The 21,472-nt window shown below is 36.4% G+C and carries 18 protein-coding genes; 14 read left to right on the top strand and 4 right to left on the bottom strand.

The window, feature by feature from the left end; all coding sequences use genetic code 11:
* The 11 genes from SMGD1_RS06730 to cbiB all read left to right on the top strand — a co-directional run bounded on the left by SMGD1_RS06730 (position 1) and on the right by cbiB (position 10,152).
* Positions 1–495: a bifunctional adenosylcobinamide kinase/adenosylcobinamide-phosphate guanylyltransferase gene (locus tag SMGD1_RS06730; protein WP_008336179.1), complete on the top strand. Its 495-nt coding sequence runs from the start codon at positions 1–3 to the stop codon at positions 493–495.
* Positions 492–1,214 (top strand): adenosylcobinamide-GDP ribazoletransferase, encoded by a 723-nt coding sequence (locus SMGD1_RS06725; protein ID WP_008335655.1) that lies wholly within the window; start codon positions 492–494, stop codon positions 1,212–1,214. Before SMGD1_RS06730 ends, SMGD1_RS06725 begins: the two co-directional genes overlap by 4 nt.
* Complete coding sequence (locus tag SMGD1_RS06720) at positions 1,211–1,774, top strand: histidine phosphatase family protein (RefSeq protein ID WP_008335423.1); 564 nt, start codon at positions 1,211–1,213, stop codon at positions 1,772–1,774. The genes SMGD1_RS06725 and SMGD1_RS06720 overlap by 4 nt, the downstream gene beginning before the upstream one ends.
* Positions 1,767–2,498, top strand: a complete 732-nt coding sequence (locus SMGD1_RS06715; protein WP_008336503.1) for an ABC transporter ATP-binding protein — start codon at positions 1,767–1,769, stop codon at positions 2,496–2,498. Before SMGD1_RS06720 ends, SMGD1_RS06715 begins: the two co-directional genes overlap by 8 nt.
* Positions 2,491–3,456: a FecCD family ABC transporter permease gene (locus SMGD1_RS06710; protein ID WP_008335466.1), complete on the top strand. Its 966-nt coding sequence runs from the start codon at positions 2,491–2,493 to the stop codon at positions 3,454–3,456. The genes SMGD1_RS06715 and SMGD1_RS06710 overlap by 8 nt, the downstream gene beginning before the upstream one ends.
* Positions 3,453–4,085: a 5,6-dimethylbenzimidazole synthase gene (bluB, locus tag SMGD1_RS06705; RefSeq protein ID WP_008335801.1), complete on the top strand. Its 633-nt coding sequence runs from the start codon at positions 3,453–3,455 to the stop codon at positions 4,083–4,085. The genes SMGD1_RS06710 and bluB overlap by 4 nt, the downstream gene beginning before the upstream one ends.
* Positions 4,031–4,873, top strand: coding sequence for a phosphotransferase (locus SMGD1_RS06700; RefSeq protein ID WP_241761453.1), 843 nt, complete (start codon positions 4,031–4,033; stop codon positions 4,871–4,873). The genes bluB and SMGD1_RS06700 overlap by 55 nt, the downstream gene beginning before the upstream one ends.
* Positions 4,870–5,865 carry an aminotransferase class I/II-fold pyridoxal phosphate-dependent enzyme gene (locus tag SMGD1_RS06695; protein ID WP_008336637.1) on the top strand — a complete coding sequence of 332 codons (996 nt, stop codon included), beginning with the start codon at positions 4,870–4,872 and terminating at the stop codon, positions 5,863–5,865. The genes SMGD1_RS06700 and SMGD1_RS06695 overlap by 4 nt, the downstream gene beginning before the upstream one ends.
* Positions 5,852–7,237: a cobyric acid synthase gene (locus tag SMGD1_RS06690; RefSeq protein ID WP_008336716.1), complete on the top strand. Its 1,386-nt coding sequence runs from the start codon at positions 5,852–5,854 to the stop codon at positions 7,235–7,237. Before SMGD1_RS06695 ends, SMGD1_RS06690 begins: the two co-directional genes overlap by 14 nt.
* A 63-nt stretch (positions 7,238–7,300) precedes the next feature.
* A complete protein-coding gene (locus SMGD1_RS06685) occupies positions 7,301–9,235 on the top strand; it encodes a diguanylate cyclase (protein WP_008336883.1) in 1,935 nt (644 codons plus the stop codon).
* A gap of 11 nt (positions 9,236–9,246) precedes the next feature.
* Positions 9,247–10,152, top strand: a complete 906-nt coding sequence (gene cbiB / locus SMGD1_RS06680) for an adenosylcobinamide-phosphate synthase CbiB (protein ID WP_008335911.1) — start codon at positions 9,247–9,249, stop codon at positions 10,150–10,152.
* On the opposite strand, the gene ald is transcribed toward cbiB, so the two are convergent.
* Positions 10,124–11,236 carry an alanine dehydrogenase gene (gene ald, locus SMGD1_RS06675; protein ID WP_008335443.1) on the bottom strand — a complete coding sequence of 371 codons (1,113 nt, stop codon included), beginning with the start codon at positions 11,234–11,236 and terminating at the stop codon, positions 10,124–10,126. The two genes, cbiB and ald, sit on opposite strands and share 29 nt — an antisense overlap.
* A gap of 95 nt (positions 11,237–11,331) precedes the next feature.
* Here ald and SMGD1_RS06670 point away from each other — a divergent pair, with 95 nt between their 5' ends.
* Complete coding sequence (locus SMGD1_RS06670) at positions 11,332–12,279, top strand: MBL fold metallo-hydrolase (RefSeq protein ID WP_008335945.1); 948 nt, start codon at positions 11,332–11,334, stop codon at positions 12,277–12,279.
* A gap of 2 nt (positions 12,280–12,281) precedes the next feature.
* Here SMGD1_RS06670 and amrS read toward each other — a convergent pair whose 3' ends face one another.
* Positions 12,282–13,307 (bottom strand): AmmeMemoRadiSam system radical SAM enzyme, encoded by a 1,026-nt coding sequence (gene amrS / locus SMGD1_RS06665; protein WP_008335781.1) that lies wholly within the window; start codon positions 13,305–13,307, stop codon positions 12,282–12,284.
* Between the two features lie 182 nt (positions 13,308–13,489).
* Between amrS and SMGD1_RS15035 the strand changes: the two genes are divergently transcribed.
* The gene (locus SMGD1_RS15035; protein WP_008335483.1) at positions 13,490–15,079 is read left to right on the top strand and encodes a methyl-accepting chemotaxis protein; all 1,590 of its coding nucleotides are present in this window, start codon (positions 13,490–13,492) and stop codon (positions 15,077–15,079) included.
* 27 nt (positions 15,080–15,106) lie between these two features.
* Positions 15,107–17,479, top strand: a complete 2,373-nt coding sequence (locus tag SMGD1_RS06655) for an HD domain-containing phosphohydrolase (RefSeq protein WP_008335520.1) — start codon at positions 15,107–15,109, stop codon at positions 17,477–17,479.
* On the opposite strand, the gene SMGD1_RS06650 is transcribed toward SMGD1_RS06655, so the two are convergent.
* Positions 17,476–20,268: an SUV3 domain-containing protein gene (locus tag SMGD1_RS06650; RefSeq protein ID WP_008336791.1), complete on the bottom strand. Its 2,793-nt coding sequence runs from the start codon at positions 20,266–20,268 to the stop codon at positions 17,476–17,478. The two genes, SMGD1_RS06655 and SMGD1_RS06650, sit on opposite strands and share 4 nt — an antisense overlap.
* A 20-nt stretch (positions 20,269–20,288) precedes the next feature.
* Complete coding sequence (locus tag SMGD1_RS06645) at positions 20,289–21,419, bottom strand: SpoIIE family protein phosphatase (RefSeq protein WP_008335631.1); 1,131 nt, start codon at positions 21,417–21,419, stop codon at positions 20,289–20,291.
* Between the last annotated feature and the right edge of the window lie 53 nt (positions 21,420–21,472).

Genomic DNA, 21,472 nt, shown 5'->3' with positions numbered 1-21,472 from the left:
ATGAAAACTCTATTTATCGGTGGCATTAAAAGCGGAAAATCTATAAACGCTCAAAAGCATATACTAAAAAACTCTATTACAAAACCTACTTATCTGGCGACTACCGAGTTTGTAGATGCAGGGATGAAAGAGCGTATAGATGCCCACATAGAAAATAGAGGTGATGACTTTGAAACTCTTGAAGAGCCTTTAAAAATCTATGAAGTCATAAAGACTAACAAAAATCCAGTGTTAGTAGAGTGTGTTAGCATGTGGATAAATAATATGTTCTATCACAGTTTTTCACTTGAAGATATGAAAAAAGAACTTACAAAAATTTTGGAGCTAAACCAAGATATTGTCTTTGTTCTAAATGATGTAGGTAGCGGAATCATACCTGACAATAAACTTTCCCGTGACTTCATAGATGCAAGCGGAAAACTCTCTCAACTAATTGCTAGTGAATGTGATGAAGTCTATCATACCATTGCCGGCATCTCAACGAGGATAAAATGAAAAACTTCTTCAAAGGTTTCGCTCTAGCTGTCTCAATGCTAACAAGCATTCCTTTTTTCAAGGTTCACGATTTTAACAAGGGCATAAACGGTTATGCGGTTTTGTTTTACCCGCTTGTAGGTTTTTTACTAGGTCTCATTTTGTGGACAACTCACTCACTTTTAGAAGTACACATTACAGACTTACATCTGGGCATCATCATCTTTACTCTCTGGGTAATACTCACAGGAGCTTTGCATCTAGATGGTCTGAGTGACACTATTGACGGTTTATTTGTCTCAAAAGAGCGAGCTTTAGAAGTCATGAAAGACCCAAATACCGGTGGAATGGGCATGATATTCACAGTGACTTTTCTGATACTTAAAGCCTCATCTTTAGCTGTTTTTGACGCTTTTTATCTTCTGCCTGTGGTTCTTCTGCTTTCTCGTTTTAACGCAGTATTGGCGATTTACTTTTTCCCATACATCAGCCAAAACGGGATGGGAACTTTAGCAAAAGAGGAACTAAAAGGGAAGCAGGTTCTTATAGCTTTCATATACGTGACACTTCTTAGCATCTCAACACTTGGTCTTTTTGTACTTAGTCTTTTAGTTTTGTCTCTTATCAAAACTTTTTTCATCAGACGCTACGGTGGTTTTAGCGGTGATATCTACGGCTTTACTATTGAAATAACTGAGCTTATTTTACTAAACGCTATCCTCCTTGGTCTTGCTCTATGACTATAACTCTTGTACGCCACGGAGAAGTCAAAGAGCCTTACATCGGATGCTACAACGGGCATCTAGATATCGGGCTATCCGAAAAAGGTTATGCAGATGCCAAAGCTTTAGCAAAGCACTTCAATACATCTGATTTTGATGCCATCTTTTGCTCTGACCTTATTCGTACTAAAGAGACTCTAAAACAGTTTATAAACTCTGACGATGTTATCTACACAAAAGAGCTAAGAGAAAAATCATGGGGCAAACATGAGGGACTTAGTTTTGATGCTATTATCGCCCAAAACGAAATACAATATATAAATTTTGAGCAGTGGCTAAATGCTTTAGATGGAGAAGATGTTGAGGAATACACTTTAAGAGTAAAGAAGTTTATCTTTGAGTATCTTCCAACGCTAAAAAAAGAAAATATTTTACTTGTTACTCACAGTGGTGTAATTAAAACTTTTATCACCACTCTAAAAGATATAAGCCTTGAAGAAGCCTTTGGCATCTCCATTCCCTATGCTTCGTATGTTGTGTATAATAGTGAAACTAAAAAGCTGGATATTCATGATTAGACTAGATGCTCTCAGTGTTAAGTATGACGATAAAAGCATACTAAAAGATATCTCGTTAAGTGTTGATAATCATCTAAGCATCCTTGGAGCAAATGGTTCTGGAAAAAGCACTTTGGCAAAGGCACTTTGTAACCTCATAGAGTATGAGGGAAGTGTTAGCATGAATGATAAAAATATCAAAGAGATGACACTAAAAGAGCGCGCGCAAGTCGTCTCATATATCCCTGCAAAACTCGAAGTCTATGACCCTTTTATCAGTGTTGAAGAGTTTGTACTTCTTGGCAGATTTGCTCACAAAAAGAACTTTCTTGACTACTCAGACAAAGACAAAAAGATATCTCAAAACACTCTGGAATTTTTAAAGATCTCGCATCTGAAAAAGCACACTCTAAACTCTCTAAGCTCGGGGGAGGCTCAACTCGTCCTCATTGCAGGAGCACTGGCAGCGCAGAGTAAAATCATCATCTTTGATGAACCGACTGCTAACCTAGACCCACATAATGCTAAGATAATCGCGCAACACATAAAGGGTTTAAAAGATTATCATCAAGTTATACTCATCACACATGACTTGCATCTGGCATCTTTCATCGACTCTCCTACACTTTTCATAAAAGACTCGGATGCGACTTATTTTGCGGAGAAAGAAGAGTTCTTCAACTCATCTACTTTGCAAGAGCTTTACGGTGTTGAGTTTGAAGCTTTGGCGGTGAAGTATGAGTAAGTATCTTGTTTGGTTTTTACTATTTTTGGTACTTATGGCATCTCCGTTTATCGGCGCAGTCTCACTAAACTTTAGTGAGGTTTTCACATCTGGAACACTTCAGCACTCTATCTTTTTTGACCTAAGAGTTCCACGAGTTTTGTTTGCATTTGCTGCTGGAACTATATTAGCACTTAGTGGTCTTCTTTTTCAGACACTATTTAGAAATGCACTTATGACTCCATATACTCTGGGCATCTCGAGCGGTGCAGTTTTGGGTGCAGGAGTTGCCATAAAACTGGGACTCGGAAGTCTTGTTTTTGGCATCGCTGCTGTTAGTATCTTTGGTTTTATGGGAGCTATGCTAACCGTGTTTCTACTCATCTATCTAGCGAAGTTTTTAAAGCACTCACACTTTGAGTCACTTCTGCTTTTAGGTATCGCTCTTTCACTCTTTTACACCTCTGCACTTATGGTAGTTTTTTACCTTGGCGACACGATGCAAAACGATATACTTCTGCGCTTTACCATGGGTTCACTCTCCATCATCGGCTGGATGCATCCCATTAGTGTGGGCATCATAGCGTTCATACTTTTCTTGGCTATCTATCTCTACCGCTACGAACTACAACTTCTTAGCATCTCAGATGAGAGTGCCACGCTTCGCGGGGTAAACACAAAAAAGACGACTTTGACACTTCTCATAGTCTCATCTTTTGCCATAGGAACACTTGTGAGCATCAGCGGTCCTATCGGTTTTGTGGGGCTTGTAGTTCCTCATATAGTCTCAAAACTTCACCCCGAAACTGTCAACAAACGCATAGTTAAAACGGCACTATTTGGTGGTTTTTTCTTAGTCTTTTGTGACACTATCACAAGAGGTCTGCAGACTCAAAGTGAACTCCCTATCGGGATAGTTACAGCTCTTATCGGTGGACCATTTTTTATCTACCTGATAATCTCTAGGAGCAGAAAGTGACCTTTACAAAAGAAGATGCACAGACTTTGCTAAACATCATGAAAAGCAGACGAGATGTTCGCGGAAACAGATTTTTAAATGAAGCCATAGAAGATGAAAAAATAGAACTCATCTTAGAAGCCGGCATCTCAGCTCCATCTGTGGGTTACTCTCAGCCTTGGAAATTTGTGCTCATAAAAGATGAAAATATAAAAGAAAATATACATCAAAATTTCGTGTGCGAAAACACAAAAGCAAAAGAGATCTTCAAGGACAGCCAGATATACAAAAGCCTAAAACTAGAAGGTATCAAAGAAGCACCCATAAACATCGCTGTTTTATATGAAAGCTTAGAAAATCCTACGCTTGGAATGACAAGTATGTATAAAATGGGTGAATATAGTGTCGTCTGTGCAATTGAGAACATGTGGCTGATGGCAAGAGCTTTAGACATCGGGCTTGGCTGGGTTAGCATCTTGGATGAAGAGAAAGTTTTAAAGACTCTAAACGCTCCAAGAAACACTCAGCTCATAGCCTACCTCTGTCTTGGTTATGTAAATGAATTTTGCCAAGAACCTGAACTAAAAACTCTAAAATGGAAAAAAGAAAAATCATTAGACGAATGTGTAGTGGAGAACTCATGGGCGTAAAGACACAACTCTCACTTCATGAGTTAAACCAGCTTTTCCCATCTTACGGTTTCACAGAAATAAAACCAACTATATCTGGCATCATCGACACGACTTACATAATTCACAACGAGACAACTGGTTATATTCTAAAAAGATATGAGCGAGATATTACGCGTAAAATAGAGCTGGATATAAAACTGCTTAATGAGTTAAAATCAGTCGGGCTAAATGTTCCTGCCTGTCTTGATAGCAATTACGGCTGGTACATCTACGAAAAACTAGAAGGCAAACAGCCAACAAATACTAAAAGCTATCACATCCAAGCTCTTGGTAGATTTTTGGCAAAGATGCACTCTCAGACTTCAAAAATGAGATGCGACTCCAACAGAATCATCGAAGATGAAGTAACTCAATCTTTAAAGTATGTAAAAGAAAATTTCTTTGCTTACTACAAAAGATTTGAGTTCCTGAAAAATTTTACTCATAAACACGAGGCTATCATTCATGGAGATATTTTTAAAGACAACACCATTTTCAACGGCAGAAAAATCGGAGTAATAGATTTCATAGATTCATCATGCGGAACTTTTGCTTATGACGTTGCAGTTACACTTGTAGGTTTTGATGCAAGAGAGCGTCACGATTACTATATAAATCTTTTTTTGAAAAACTACAACCAACACGCACCTAAAAAACTGAGTAAAAAAGTTGTCAAAGAAAAGATGAAATTTGCTGCAAATTTCTTCGCACTAAAAAGAGTCCATGAGTATAAAAACACTTCAAGAGCAAAAGAATTACTAAAATGAAACACGGTGCAAATATTTATAAATACGCAAAAGAATTAGGCTGTAAATCTGGGGAGATTATTGACTTCTCCTCAAACATAAACAGCTACCATCCAAGCATAACCATAACACCTACAAATAACATGTTAGTTAAGTATCCAGACTCAAATTACAGCTCTTTAAAAAAAACAATTACAAAAAAGTACGAGATAAAAAAGTCTCAAATCACTCTTTACAACGGAGCAACTTCTGCTATTTTTGAGCTGTTTAAACACTTGAGGGAGAAGAGAGTTTACCTCTATGCGCCTCTGTATGGAGAGTATGAAAAAGCAGTACCAAATGATAAGAAAATCATCAAAATAAACCGCTTTAAAAACCTCTACAAAAAGCCAAAAAAAGGTTCCATAGTAGTCTTTGTAAATCCTTCCACCCCCGATGCAAAACACTACTCTTTAGCTAAGCTTTTTGGCATCTGGAAAAAGCAGAAGTGTACAGTTGTTCTTGATGAATCGTTTTTAGAGTTCCAAAACCTCAAATCTTTGAGAAACCAAATCGATTCTTACAAAAAACTCTATATAATCCAATCATTTACTAAATTTTATGGCTGTGGCGGAGTGAGAATTGGTGCAATATTTTCAAATAAAGAGAATGTTCAAATGCTAAAAACACCAATGTGGAACCTCTCAGCATACGATGCAGAATTCTTAGAAGAAAGACTTAAAGACAAAGACTTTGACGAGCAAAGCAGGAAGCTTCACAAAAGACACAAAAAAGAACTTCTTCGTATTTTGATAGGTTCAAAACTTTTTAGTAAAATCTACAAAAGTGACTCTAACTTTGTAATGGTAAAATCAGAAAAATCCAAAGAGATATTTGAGCATCTACTACATCATAAAATACTAGTGCGGACTTGTGGAAGTTTTGACTTTTTGACAAATGACTATCTACGCTTCGCAGTCAAAGACTCTAAGGCTCATAACAAACTAAAAAAGGCACTAAATGAATTCTGTTAGCATATTCGGAACAAGCAGTGATGCTGGAAAATCTACTCTCTCTTTTGCCATAACTTACTTGCTTCACCATCGTGGTGTTAGCGTTGCACCTTTCAAAGCTCAGAATGTTTCTAACAATTCACAAGTTACAGATGCTGGTGGTGAGATTGCTATTCCTCAGTATTTTGCCGCACGAGCGATTGGACTGAAAACTACTCCGGATATGAATCCTATTTTACTAAAGTCAGGTGGAAAGTCAAAAGCCCACATGATTGTAAATGGTAAGAGTGTTGGGGACAAAGATGTTTGGGATTATTACCGTGATATCAAAACTCTTCGGCCACATGTCAAACGTGCATTTTTAAAACTTCAAAAGCAATACGGTTGCATCGTAGCTGAAGGTGCAGGTAGTCCAGTTGAGCTAAACTTGATGGATAAAGACCTATCTAACATTTACATTGCAGATGAGTTTAACACAAAAATCATCTTAGTTGCCGACATACAAAGAGGTGGTGTTTTTGCGTCCATCTATGGGGTATATCACCTACTTCCAAAAAAACTGCAGAAGAATGTCATTGGTGTCATCGTAAACAAGTTTCAGGGAGATATGAGCCTTTTTGATAAGGGTGTTAAAATCATAGAAAAAAAGTTTAAGATTCCTGTTCTTGGAGTTGTTCCTTTTAAACCTTTTAACCTTGGGTTTGAAGACAGCGAGTCGATTATGAACTATGTTCAGGATACTAGAGATGCTATCATCAAAGTCGGAGTTATCAAGCTTCCTCACATCAGTAACTTTACAGATTTTGAGCCTCTCGTAGTTGATAGAGAAGTAGAACTCTCTTTCATCTCAAACGCTGGAGATATGGCGACTTGTGACTTAGTTGTTCTTCCAGGAAGTAAAAGAGTTGTGGATGATTTGGCTTGGTTACGTGAGCGTGGTTTTGAAGAGAAACTTAGTTCTACGGAGCAAAAAGTAGTTGCTATCTGTGGTGGTTACGAGATGATGTTTGAGCGTATTTTAGACCCAGATAAAGTTGAGTCAGATGCAGAGATTACAAAAGGCTTCGGACGACTAAAAGGCGATGTGACTTTCCAGAAAGAAAAGATTGTAAAAAAAGGTAGTTACAGAATCTTTAAATGTATAGTCGATGGCTATGAGATTCATAACGGCATCGCAAAGAAGAGATGCAAGTCTAAAGAAAATCTCTATGGAACTTTCATCCACGGTCTGTTTGATAGCGATGAAATAAGAGAGATGCTCTTTAGCGAGATAAATCCTAACTACAAAGGCTACAACTTTAAAAAGTTCAAAGCCAAAGCCATAAAAGAGTTTGCATCTCATATTGAGGAGCATATAGATATGGACAAAATAGTCAAAGAGTTAAATAGCTAAGATTGTAAAATCAGCTTTCTTGATATATAATATACTTATATAGCTACAAAGAGGGGTGTTCTTTTGTTATCAAAACTGATTCCTAAAACAAGTAAATATCACTACCGTTTAGTCCTTATCATGCTATTTGTGGCTGTCGGTTTTATTATTTCGACTATCTCAATAGTTGTTAGTGGATATTACCAGTTAAATACGATTCATAAAGAGTTTGATGTTTCAGCAAAGAGAACTCTTGCTTACAAAAAAGACTTTATACACACACAAACTGATAATTTCAGAAATTATCTTAGGGCTGTGGATAGAACAATAGAATTCGAACGTTTTATACAAAGCAATCCAACAGATTCTACACAAGAAAAAAAACAAATTACTAGCATTATGATGGCTATAGCTCACTCCGATTCAAATATTATGCAGTTTAGATTTCTTGGTAAACATGGATGTGAAGCTATAAGAATTGACCGAGACTCCATTGCTGATTCTCCTTATCAAGTAGATGAAAAAGATCTTCAAAATAAAGCAGATCGTTATTACTTTAAAGATGTTAAAAAGATGACTAAAGGGACAATATGGTTTTCAAAGATAGATTTAAATATGGAACGTGGGGAAATTGTACAGCCGATTAAACCAACATTACGTATAGCTAAGCCATATTACTTTAATGATGAATTCAGAGGTATGCTAATAATCAATATTTTTATGGAGAAAATTTTAGAAGAAGTTATGGAATCTGAACTTTTCCATGTAGCCATAATAGACAAAGATGCTCATATACTTACCAATAATCTTAGAGGATATAAAGAAAATCATGGAGAATGGACACGATACCTTAATAGTGCAAAAGATGTAAGATACGCAACCGATCAAGATGAATACACCTTTCTTTTTAACCTATTTTTTCAAAAACAACATTCTAATATTGAGCTCTCTGACATCATTAAAAATGATGAAGGCTTAAAAATTCTCCTCGAAGAGAAAACAGAAAAGCTTATGGAGTATACAAAAGATATAGTAGATTACATGATAGTAATGAGCTTAATCATTCTTCTTGTATCTTTGCCTATTGCTATAATACTCTCTCGCTATCCACTAAGACTACATGACGAATTAAAAATATTCAAGGATGAGCTAGAAGAACAACTAAAGATTATTGATAAATATGTTTATATGACAAGTACAGATTTAGATGGTAATATTACTGATATCAGTACGGCCTATACAAAACTCTCCGGTTATTCCAAAGATGAGCTTATAGGAGAAAATCACAGAATTTTAAAAGACCCAAATACTCCTGATTCATTTTATAAAAAGATGTGGCTTACTATTTTAAATGGTAAGAGTTGGTCTGGTGAGATAAGAAATATTCGTAAAAATGGAGAAGTGTTTTGTATCATAGCTCATATATCTCCCATACTTGATGATGGTAATATTGTCGGGTATACATCAATCAGAGAAAATATAACAGACCAAAAACTAATCGAAGAGATTTCTATAAAAGATGAGTTGACTGGGGCTTATAATCGTCGTTTCTTCAACCAAATATTTACAAAAGAACTCAAGCGTGCAAGACGTAAAGGCGATATATTTTCTATTGCGATGCTAGATATTGATTACTTTAAAAAATATAATGATACTTATGGACATATAAAAGGAGATGAAGCTCTGCAAAAAGTTGTTAAACAGGTCTCTAGGAGACTACAACGTGCAGGTGATTACCTTTTTAGAGTCGGGGGAGAAGAGTTTATAATTATTTGTTCAGGGATGAAAAACTTCGAAGAAGCCAAAACCTTTTCTTCTAAAATAGTTAAATCAGTTGAAGATATTGGGCTTGAACATAAAACAAGTGAAGTGAGTGATTTTGTAACTATTTCTTTAGGCCTTTTAGTCTTAACACTTTCATGCAGTATGGATGAAGACACTGTTTTAAAACGTATTGATGAGTTACTCTACAGTGCTAAAGAAGGTGGACGAAATCAAGCTATTTCCCAAAGCTGTTAGCAACAAACTATATGAGTAATATTTTAATATCCCTTTTCGCCTACTTCACAGACAAACTCTTTGGTGAGTTTAGGTTTATCAAACATCCGATTATTATCATAGGTGAGATGATTACTTTTTTTGAGAAGAGATTTTACAAAAACAGTATCCTCAGAGGTTTGTTACTTGTTTTGTTTGTTTTGAGTTTGGTTAGTTTTATATCTATTAGCATCTATCTATATCTGAGTGAGATGAACGATGCTGTAAACATAATCATATCTTCATTTATAGCATCTATGTTTCTAGCTCATAGAATGCTTTATGACTCTGTAAAAGATGTTTTAGTTAGCCAAAACAAACAAGAGGTTATAGCAAAGTTAGTTTCTCGTGATGTAGAGCAGATGAGTGAAAGTGATATTTATAAAGCTTCCATAGAAACATATGCTGAAAACCTAAGTGATGGAGTTATCGCTCCTCTTTTTTATCTCTTACTCTTTGGACTTCCCGGCATCATCATCTATAAAGCCATTAACACTATGGACTCTATGGTAGGCTACAGAAATGACAAATACGAGAACTACGGAAAAGTTGCAGCTAAACTAGATGATATTGCAAACTACATCCCTTCAAGAGTGACTGCTGTTTTGATTATGCTTCTTTTTAAACAAAAAGATATATTTTCTTTTTATGAGAATGGAGCGAAACACGACTCACCAAATGCAGGACACCCTATAACTGCTATGGCTATGAGTTTGGATATCTCTCTTGGCGGAGATACTTACTACTTTGGTAAGTTAAAAGAGAAACCCTATTTTGGAAGTGGACGCATTGAGATAAAAGAGAGTGATGTTAGAAAAGCTCTCTCTTTAAGAGGTAAGGTAGATTCTACGGTAGCCGTTTTGCTACTTGCTATTTTAGTAACTCTTCAAGTCCTATAAACTCCAAGCCCAAAACTTCAGCAACAGCCCTATTAGTCACACTGCCTTTATAAACATTTACACCAAGAGCGAGTGATGGACTACTTTTTAAAGCTTCTACAGTTCCTTCATTTGCCAATTTTCGCACATAAGAAAAGGTTGCATTACTAAGGGCAAGCGTTGCAGTCTTTGGGTAAGCTCCAGGCATATTTGCTACACAGTAGTGAATAACACCCTCTTGCACAAATGTTGAATCTGTGTGAGTTGTAGGTCGAGATGTTTCAGCGATGCCACCTTGATCTATGGCTACATCTACCATGATACTGCCATTTTTCATTTCACGAAGCATGTCACGTGTTATAAGTTTTGGCGCACTTGCTCCACCGTGAATAAGTACAGTACTTATAACTATGTCTGCATCTCTAAGCAAGTCACGAAGTTTTTGATCAGAGTAGATTTCAGTTTTCACATCAGGCAGAGTCTCTAAGAGTTTTATTAGCTTTGGTGTTGAGCGGTTTAACACAGTAACATTTGCACCCATTCCAGATGCTATTTTTGCCGCGTTATATCCCGCATTTCCAGCACCAATGACTAAGACATTTGCAGGCGGAACTCCATCTGCACCGCTTATCAAGATGCCCTCTCCTCCCTCATAGCGACTCAGATGCTGTGCACCAACCATAGGTGCCATTTTTCCGGCTATCTCACTCATAGGTTTTAGTAAAGGAAGTTCATTATTCACTGCCACTGTCTCATAGGCGATAGCACAAACACCATTCTTTACCAAAGCAGAGACAAGTTTAGGAACAGGGGCAAGATGCAGAAAACAGAAGAGGGTATGCGTCTCATTTAGCAACTCATACTCTGCTGGCTGCGGTTCTTTTACTTTAACTATTAAGGTTGCACTTGCGTAGAGTTCTTTTGCAGTTGGGACTATCTTTGCACCGGCATCTATGTAGTCTTTATCAGAAAAACCGCTACCTTCTCCCGCACCACTTTCAACTACGACGCCATGTCCCTCATCAACAAGAGATGCAACATTTTGTGGAGTTAGTCCAACACGAAACTCATCAGTTTTTTGCTCTTTTACAATACCAATTGTCATATTTTAACCTCTATATTTGTGATGCATTATTTAGGTAGTATACTATTTATGACTATAATATTCAATATGAAAATATTTCTCTAAAAGGATAGAGTATGAAGTTGACATTTCTGGGTACTAGTGCTGGAAAACCTACAAAAGAGAGAAATGTTTCTGCTCTTGGATTTGAGCTAGACCAAGACAACAAATGGTATCTTTTTGACTGTGGGGAAGCCACACAGCATCAACTACTACACAGCCATCTCTCCGTCGCAAAACTCGACACTATCTTCATCACTCATCTTCACGGCGATCACTACTACGGTCTTCCTGGGCTTATCTCTTCAAAAAAACTAGATACCTGCTTTAAACCTCTTAGCATCTATGGACCTGTAGGTATACGAAAATTTTTAGAGTGTTCAGTTGGAACTTCAGAAGAAAAGCTCGGGTTTAAGCTAGATATAGTCGAGTTTAAAAGTGGGGATGAGTTTAAGTTTGATAAGTTTTCCCTAAAAGTACTGCCTCTTGTTCACTCCATAGATAGTTTTGCTTTTTATATCAAAGAAGATGATATAACTAATAAGATAAATGAAGAGAAACTAAGAGCACTTGGAGCAGAACCATCAAAACTATACGGTGAGCTAAAAAGAGGAAACAGTATTGTGTTTGATGGTAAAACATTAGAGCCAAAAGAGTTTATGCATGAGCCTACTATTGGTAGAAAAATTATCATCGCAGGAGACAACTCACAGCCTGATATACTGGGTGAATATCTACGAGACCTTGACCTCTTAGTACATGAGTGTACCTACACGCAAGAAGTCTATGACAACTTGGCGGTAAAGGTTTTACACACGACGGCAAAAGAGTTAGGTCTTGCAGCAGAGCAGATGCAAGTCAAGCATCTCATAGCTAATCACATCAATCCTAGATTTAACAAAAGCTCTCATATGGATATAGATGTCGTATATAATGAGATAAAGAGTAACTACAAGGGAGAGCTATTTATAGCAAATGACTTTGATGTTTACCATTTAAACAGAGACTCCCTTGTCAAAGTCTAGACTTACTTCCAGACACCCTCTAGCTTATAGCCACACTTAGGACAAGTTCCCTCAGCATCTAACTCATTTGTTACAAACTGACCGATATTGCCACTTCTGTCTATTACTCTCGTTTTGCAACTTGGACAGTAGGTAGATTCATGGTCTTCATTGTCAATATTACCTACGTAGAGATACTTAAGTCCCTCTTCTTGTCCTATCTTATAAGCACGAAGCAGAGTTGACTCTGGTGTTCGCTCAACGTCAAGCATCTTATACATAGGATGAAAAGCAGATAGATGCCAAGGTATGGAAGTATCGAGATCTGCAATAAACCTTGCGATGCTTCGTATTTCTTCATCTGAGTCATTTTTTCCTGAAATTAGCAGAGTTGTTATCTCCACCCAGATGCCTTTTTCATGTGCATACTTTACAGCTTCTAAGACAGGTTTTAATCTTGCTCCGCATATCTCTTTATAAAACTCATCACTAAAGCTTTTTATGTCTATGTTCATTCCATCTATATATGGCTGTAAAAGGTCAATAGCTTTTTTTGTCTCATATCCGCTGGTCACATATATGTTTTTTATGCCCTTTTCATGTGCAAGTTTTGCAGTGTCATATGTGTACTCAAAAAAGACAATTGGTTCATTATATGTGTAGGCTATGGAATCACACTTATTTTCAATCGCTAGCGCGACAATCTGCTCAGGAGGAAGTTCATGACCGGCGATTTTGTGATTATTTTCTTTGGAATATTGAGAAATTTCATGATTTTGACAAAATTTACAAGAAAGATTACAGCCAACTGTCCCAACTGAAAATGCTCTGCTTTTTGGTAGGAAATGAAACATAGGCTTCTTCTCTACAGGGTCAACATTTACAGCAGCAGCAAGTCCATAGACAAGTAGTTTCAACTCACCATCTTCTACTCGCCTAACACCGCATATACCGTACTCTCCATCATCAAGCTTGCAAGCTTGCGCACATGCCTGACATAAGATTTTTCCGCTTGAGAGTTCTTTGCTTAGCCATGCTGTTTGAGACATTTTTTCCTCCTTATAATTCTATAAAAAATCGGCCTTAGTGTTATCATTAGAACTAATAATAACATATAACGAATATATATTCACAAAAATAGAATAAACATAATAATATTAAACAACCATAAAGGGAATTTAAGTGATTCTTCTGCTATAATCTTAGATTAAACTATTTATTAGAATCTGCAATGCTCAAAACAGTCAAGTCAAAAGTAATTACTTCCATTATTTCTTTAAGTATAATCGGTCTAATAAGCATAACATACTATCTATCTAATACTCTTCAGCAACTATCAGAAAAAACAGCTAAACAATCTCTTGCGATGCTAAGTGAATCAATCTTTCAGACTATGACTGGAAGTATGATGATGGGTGATGCTGCTATAGTTCAAGATGCATTTAAAGCAGCGAGAAAGATAGAAGGGATCGAGAGTCTGCAAATTGCTAGATCAAAAGCAGTTATTGAAGTATACTCACCAACTCAAGCCTTTACAACAGATGATCTTATTAAAGAGGTTATCAACACCAAAGCAACTAAAGTTATAGAGACTAATGAAAATGATCATCATACAATCCGTCTGATCAAACCTATGATTGCAGAGGCAAAATGTCTTGCTTGTCACTACAATGTAAAAGAGGGTTATGTTCTGGGGGCTATGGATTTAGTAATATCACTCGATAAAAATGACGCAGATAATGAAGCAACTGAAGCGACTCTTCTTATAGTATTAATTATTGGCGCTATTTTATTTACTATAGGTGCAAGTGTATTTTTCACAAAAGAGATCTTCACTCCTCTTGGAAACTTAAAATCTCGCATATCTGAACTTGTTGGTGGTGATAAAGATTTAACTAAAAGGTTATCGCATAAACATGACAACGAGTTTGGTGATGCAGCAAAAGAAGTAAACAAATTTATAGAGATGGTTCAAGGCACCGTAAATGAAGTAAAATCACTGGGTGCCAAAAACTCATCTATTGCATCTGAGATTGAACAGTCTAGCCATGTTATACGTGAAAGCACAAATCAAGAGCGTGAGATTGTTGCTAAAACAAATGCAAAAAGTGTATCTATCAAAGATCTTCTTCGTGAAAATATGGAAGCATCTGAAGAGACGCAGAAAAATGTTAAAGTTGCTCACGATGAACTAAGCACAGCAAAAGATTCACTAAGTGCGCTAAGCAATGAAGTAAATGCTTTTGTAGAGATTGAGAATGAACTATCAAGTGAGCTAGTTGGTCTTAAAAATGATGCTGACCAAGTTAAAGGTGTTCTAAATGTTATAAAAGATATTGCTGAACAAACAAACCTTCTAGCACTTAATGCTGCTATTGAAGCTGCTCGTGCAGGTGAACATGGACGTGGTTTTGCCGTTGTTGCCGATGAAGTAAGAAAGCTTGCTGAGAGAACACAAAAATCTTTAACAGAGATAGATATCAGTGTTGGTACTATTGTTCAGTCTATCAACGATGTTAGTGACAAGATGCATATAAATGCAAAAAATATTGAGAGCTTATTAAACATCTCTGATGAGGTTGAGCAAAAGATCAGTGCAACTTCAGATGCTATCAGCAACTCAACTAAAGTTGCAGACAAATCAGCGCGTGATACAATAGAGATATCATCTAATATTGAAGAGATTATTGAAGATATTCATAATATTGATGTACTTTCTACAGCGAACAACACTAGCATCTTAAGTATCGAGAACGATCTTAAGAAACTTGTTTCTGTAGCTCAGTCACTTCAATCTACAATTGATGAGTTTAAAAGTTAAAAAATAAAGAATTAAAAAGGAGAGCTCATGATCTCTCGTACATCTATTCGCATAAACATTTTAACAAACTTCATAATCCTAATACTCCTGGTAACAACTCTGTTACTGGGACTTCAATACTACTTTAGTGATAAACTAGCTATCGCAGCCGTTAATAAAAGCTTTCTTCAGACTTCTAATAAGATTGTAAACTTTATAGAACATTCTGAAAGATCTCTAAAACAAACACTCGACATAGTCTCATTGAATTCAGATTTGAGTAAGCCTCCCAAGGCAAACGAAACTCACCCCGCTCTAAATGACTTTATCAAGATAATGAATAATGCAAAAAATATGAATAGTATCTATCTAGGTTTTGCAAATGATGAGTATTACCAAGTTATAAATCTAAAAGATAATGAGTTACTCAAAAAACTTCACAATTCACCTAAAGATTCACATTGGGCAGTCGTTAGTGCTATTGGAGAAGGAGATAGTAGAGTCAAGTCTGCAGAGTTCCTAGATAAAAACCTAAACATACTCTCTACTCGCTCAGTAAAAGCTACTTTAAGGCCAACTACACGTGATTGGTATAAAACTGCGATGGCCAGTGATGAAGTCATAAGAACTGATGTTTATAAATTTAACTCTACAAAAACTTATGGTCTAACATTTAGTAAACGTGTCAGAGACACAGGAATAGTTCTTTCCACAGATTTTACACTTGAGAGACTGAGTCAGTTTTTAAGTACCCAAAACTTTGATAAAAATTCTTACATCATGTTATATGACAACAATGGAGAAAAAATTGCTAGTTCGAGAGCTTTAGAGATAAATATTTGGAATAAAGTATTTTCTATATTTAAAACGCTACCTGCAAATAAGACTCATACCATAAATGAAAAAAATATAGACTACTTTGTATACCATACACTCTCAAATATAGACGAAAACAATAACATGCACATAGGCATAGTAATTCCAAGAGATGATCTTCTAGCACCTTATATGAAGATGATTACATACTCTATTTATGCAGCAATAGCTTTTGTTCTACTCACTATACCTCTAGTACTTTACTCTACCTCTTTAATAGTTAAGCCGATCCGTGCTCTTATGGCTGAAAATGAAAAAATTATAGAGAGAAAGTTTGGTGAAGTTATTCACATAAAGACAAACATTACAGAGCTAGATGAACTCTCAACATCCTTTGTAAATATGTCTCAAAGTATCCAAGAATATCAAAAAGCACAAGAGAAACTACTTGACTCAATAATACAAATAATAGCAGATGCGATTGATGCAAAATCTCCATACACAGGAGGGCATTGTAAACGTGTTCCTGAGATAGCCGAAATGCTCACAAGAGTAGCATCTGAGACTAATGATGGTGTTTTTAAAGAGTTCTCATTTAACACAGAAGATGAGTGGAGAGAGTTTCACTTAGGTGCATGGTTACATGATTGTGGAAAGGTTACAACACCTGAATATGTTGTAGACAAGGCAACAAAACTAGAGACGATAAACAACCGCATCCATGAGATAAGAACTCGTTTTGAAGTACTCTTTAGAGATACACAGATAACTTACCTAGAGTCTCAGCTAAAAGGCGAGAACAAAGAAGAAGCCTTAGAAAAAATGCAAAACACTCAAAAACAACTCATGGGAGATTTCAACTTCATTGCCACTTCTAATATTGGCGGAGAATATATGAGTGCTGACAAACAAGAGCGCATCCGAATTATTGGCAAAAAAGAGTGGATAAGAAATTTTGACGAGAGACTTGGGCTATCCGATGTTGAACTTCTAAGATATGAAGGCATTGAAGAAAAACCTGCACCGTACAAAGAAAAGCTCCTAAGTGATAAAAAAGAGCACCTAGTAAAAAGAGAAAACTTTGACTTTGAGAGTTATGAAGCTGATGGATTTAAAGATGAAGTGCCTGAGCATCTATATAACTATGGAGAACTTTACAATCTCTGTCTTGAAAAAGGAACTCTGACTCATGAAGAACGATTTAAAATAAATGAACATGTGATCATGAGTATTAAAATGTTAGAGCAACTCCCCTTCCCATCACACTTAACGAAGATTCCAGAGTATGCGGGAACTCACCATGAAACTCTTATAGGGACAGGATATCCTAGACGTCTTACAAAAAATGAACTCTCTATTCCGGCTAGAATCATGGCGATTGCTGATATTTTTGAAGCATTAACTGCATCTGACAGACCTTATAAAAAAGCAAAAACACTATCTGAGTCTCTAAAAATCATGACTTTTATGGTTAAAGATGAGCACATAGATTCTGACCTGTTTGACCTGTTTTTAGAGTCTGGCATCTACTTAGATTATGCCAAAAAACATCTCAAACCTGAACAAATAGATGAGATTGATATTAATAAATATCGTTCTAGTTAGTTTCTTTTTCCTCGTCTGTAACCACCACCTGTGTAGTTCTTTTTAAAACAAGATTGACAGATGCTATATTTTGAGTTTGTTGGAAGCGGTGCTGTACAGATTCTACATCTCTGCACAAAATGGCTTTGCTGTAGTGACTCTTCTATATATTTGTTTAAAACACCTCTTGCTTGACGAGCTTTTTCATCATCTATAAAGTAATCTTTAAAACGGTAACTAAGCCATAGATAAAGAGATATCTCTTTAACCATATCTTCTGCTCTTAAAAGCTCATCTGTTGTACCTGCGAAGCTTCCAACCAAAAATGGAGGAGTATAGATAACGGGCAGTTTTTTCTCTAAAGCTAAGATGTAACTCTCAAATGATGCAACAATATATGGAGACTTAAGAGTTAGCGGAGCACACGCCAAGTGATACTTTGTAGCAATATCCAAATCAAAACCATCAACTATCAGAGCAGCTTCAAGCATATCATCCAGGTTAGATGCACGAAAAGGCCCGTTGAACTCCATATTTTCTACAAAGAACTTTAGTATTTCACTAAGAGAGTTCTCTTCCAAGATGCTAGAGACTAGCTTGATATGTTCTAAGTTTGCCATTACGTTAAACGGTATGCTAATCTCTCTTGGCTCTTTAAAAAAGTTCTTTTTTATGATGCGAAGGGTGTCCATATCCAAAGCTCCGACAAACCCTTCTTCTTTCATACCATAGCGACCTGCACGACCTGATATTTGAAGAATCTCAGATGGAAAAAGATTTCTTTGAGTGATGCCGTCAAACTTCTCAGCTTTTGAAAAAAGTATGGTTTTGATTGGCAGGTTCATACCCATAGCAATAGCATCTGTCGCTATTAAGATCTGCGTATCACCCTCTCTAAATCTTCTAGCCTCTTCACGTCTAACCTCCGGAGAGAGATTTCCATAAACAACGCTAACACTGAAAAAACGGGAGAAGTCCTGTTTTAGCCTAAGTACATCTTTTCTGCTAAAAGCGATTATCGCAGTTGACTCTTCTACATCTTTTGAACTTATTGGAAATTCTAAAAGGGTTAAAGGATTTTTTCTCTCAAACTCGATGATTTCAAGCTCTTCTCCAAGATACTCAGCAAGAGCAATAACTGCTGCCTTCACATTTGAAGAGCCTGTCATGATTATCTCTTTTGCAGGTGCTCCGATGATAGCATTTGCCCATGCCCAACCACGGTCACGGTCATCTAGCATCTGCACCTCATCTATAACACAAACATCTACATCCACATCAAAGTTTAGCATCTCTATAGTCGAGCTTATGTGAGTAGCATCTTCATTTATGAGTTGTTCTTCTCCTGTTATAAGAGATGCTTCTATACCCTCAGCTTTTAAGCCCTCATAACCTTCAAGCGCTAAAAGTCTAAGGGGTGCGAGGTAATAACCCGTATCGGCTTGCTCTAGTCTCTTCATGGCACTATATGTCTTACCGCTGTTTGTCGGACCTATGTGAAGAGTTAGTTTTCTTCTCATATCTCTAGCTATTGGAAAGAGATTTTTAAAATCGCGGATAGTTCTAGCGAGAAGTGCCTGTCTTTGCTTTTTGATGATCTCATCGTGAGTATCTCTTACAAAAGTTCTAACTGTCTTTCTAGCTATTTTTGGAGTAAGATTTAGAGTTGCCCCAAGTCTATCAAGAAGAGCCACATAAACTTTTTTGTGCAACTCTTTATCGCTTAAATGCAGAAGTGTTGCGTAGTGTTCACACTCTTTTACAAGATCATCCAAGGCAAGTAAAAAATCCTCTTCCTGATGTTTTTGGGCATCTTCTATAACTGCGCTAAAGTTAAGTGTTTTAGACTCCCAGATATCTTGTAAAAGTCCATTTAACTCTATGTGAAGTTCTAAAATATAGTTATGGTTTATATCTGAGTGGGGGAGCAAAAAATTATGATCAATACGAACCAATAGCTCCTCATCATGCAATTCCATATCTATGACATCGAGAGCCGTTGACATAATGGACTCTAAGACACTTTCTTTGATAAGAGGGTAAGCTGTCTTAGCCTTTGGAGGAGATGCACGCAAGGCTGTTGCTATCTCTTTGTGAGTAAGGTATTCATGTTTTTGGGGAAGATTTTTTATAAAAGCATTTATCTCATCTTGTTTAGCTTTTACAATTTTTTCTTTGTCATCTGAAATCTTTGCAATAAGTTCATCATCTTCATTATTTTGTATGTATTCATCACCGTATGCTTTTGTGCTAAGTGTTAATATCTTGTAAAAGCTTTGTCCATAAAGGATATAGTGCAAAGATGCATTGAACTCCAGAGTATCATCTGTGTCAAAAATACCATCTAGAGCCTTTTCCAGTCTCATTCTTTTTTGCTCAAATCTTATATGTTTGAGTTTTGATTCTAGTTTAGCAACGGAAATCTTTTTACTTCTAACTTCCATAAAAGCATCATGAAGTAAAACTGCTTCTTCTGAACTAGCGTCGAGCTCTTCGAGCATAGCATCTATCTTCTCTGACCTATCTAAGTTTGGTTCTTTTTCTCTATCTAATTTGTAAAACTTGTTATCTCTTGCAAAAAAGTTTAATATGTCTGAACGATAACCTGCATCTGCTTCACTCCAAATCATACGAGCTGCTTTGACCAGCACCTCTTTAGAGTGTTCTATATCGTAGATACCGAGTGTTGAGAACATCTCGCTAAGAGTCTCAGCGCTTACTCTCTCAACCCCAACATCAAAAGGATCACCGTCAAAATATTGTTTAATTCTATGATTTAGTTTGCTATTTTTTTTATTTTTATGTCCCATGTGAAATTGTAGCTAAAAGTTTATATCTTTAAGTAAAGAAGCGTCACGTCATCTTCGAGTTTCATCGCACTCATAGTACTCTTGGCACTATCTATCAGGAGTGGCTCTAATATCATATTTTGAGGCGAAAACATATTTAGCTCACTGTGTTCATGTTCAACAAGACCATCACTATAAAGCAGGATAGACTCAGCATCTTCAATATCCATATTGCTCACTTTTGGTGGCTCTGAAAAGTTCATAAACGGTATATTGTTTGCCTTGACTTCTTTAATCTTCATCCCTTTTTCTTTTATCAAAAATGGATACATTCCCGCAGAAACATAAGAGAGTTTTTTAGAATCGGGACATATCTTAATCATGATGTATGAGAGTTGTTCTATCTCACCCAAAAAAGATTTTATCGTTGGAAAGAGCTGATCTGTCAACTCTTGTAAATCACTTGCTTGCTTAATGAGCTGATTCATAGTAGATGATACAGCGAAGACTGTTAGAGCGGGAGATACGCCATGCCCTTGACCGTCTATAATGTACAAAAACCTGGAACCGTCTTTACCTCTATAGAGCGAGTAAAAGTCACCGCTAATAATATCAGAAGGAGCATAAAGGACTTTGCACTCTTTGTCATCAAAGTCATTTACAATGCCCATCTCAAGTTTTTCACGGGCAATATGCTGCTGCTGCATATCATAACTATGAAGAGCATTTATCTCATCATTTAACTCTTGAAGCCGCGTAATATCATGACGGATAGCTATATATTCTACTACATCACCTTTGGCATCTAATATTGGAAAAATAGAAGCTTCAACAGTATACTTGCTGCCATTTTTATGAACATTTGTTATAACACCGTTCCAAATCTGCTTAGATTTTATGGTCTCCCAAAGCTCTTTAAAAAAAGAAGCATCAATATCCGGATTTCTTAAGATGTTGTGATGCTTTCCAATAAGTTCTTCTTCTGAGTAACCTGATATCTCTACAAACTTACTGTTTGCGTATGTTATAACACCGTGGATATCTGTCTTGGAAACAATATTTGTTGCATCTACGATATGTCGGTACTGATTTTTTAAAGAACGTTCATTAATCAGCATATCATCAGTAATACAGTAAATAGTGTTGTTTTTCTCTTTAGAACTTTCTTCCATTTAACTATAACTCCATCTGCATTTGTAGTTTAATATTGAATTATAACAACTGC

The sequence above is a fragment of the Sulfurimonas gotlandica GD1 genome (assembly GCF_000242915.1).
In the GTDB taxonomy this organism is placed as follows: Bacteria; Campylobacterota; Campylobacteria; order Campylobacterales; family Sulfurimonadaceae; genus Sulfurimonas; species Sulfurimonas gotlandica.
Note: the sequence above shows the minus strand (reverse complement) of the source record. Positions and strands in the feature narration are given on the sequence as shown.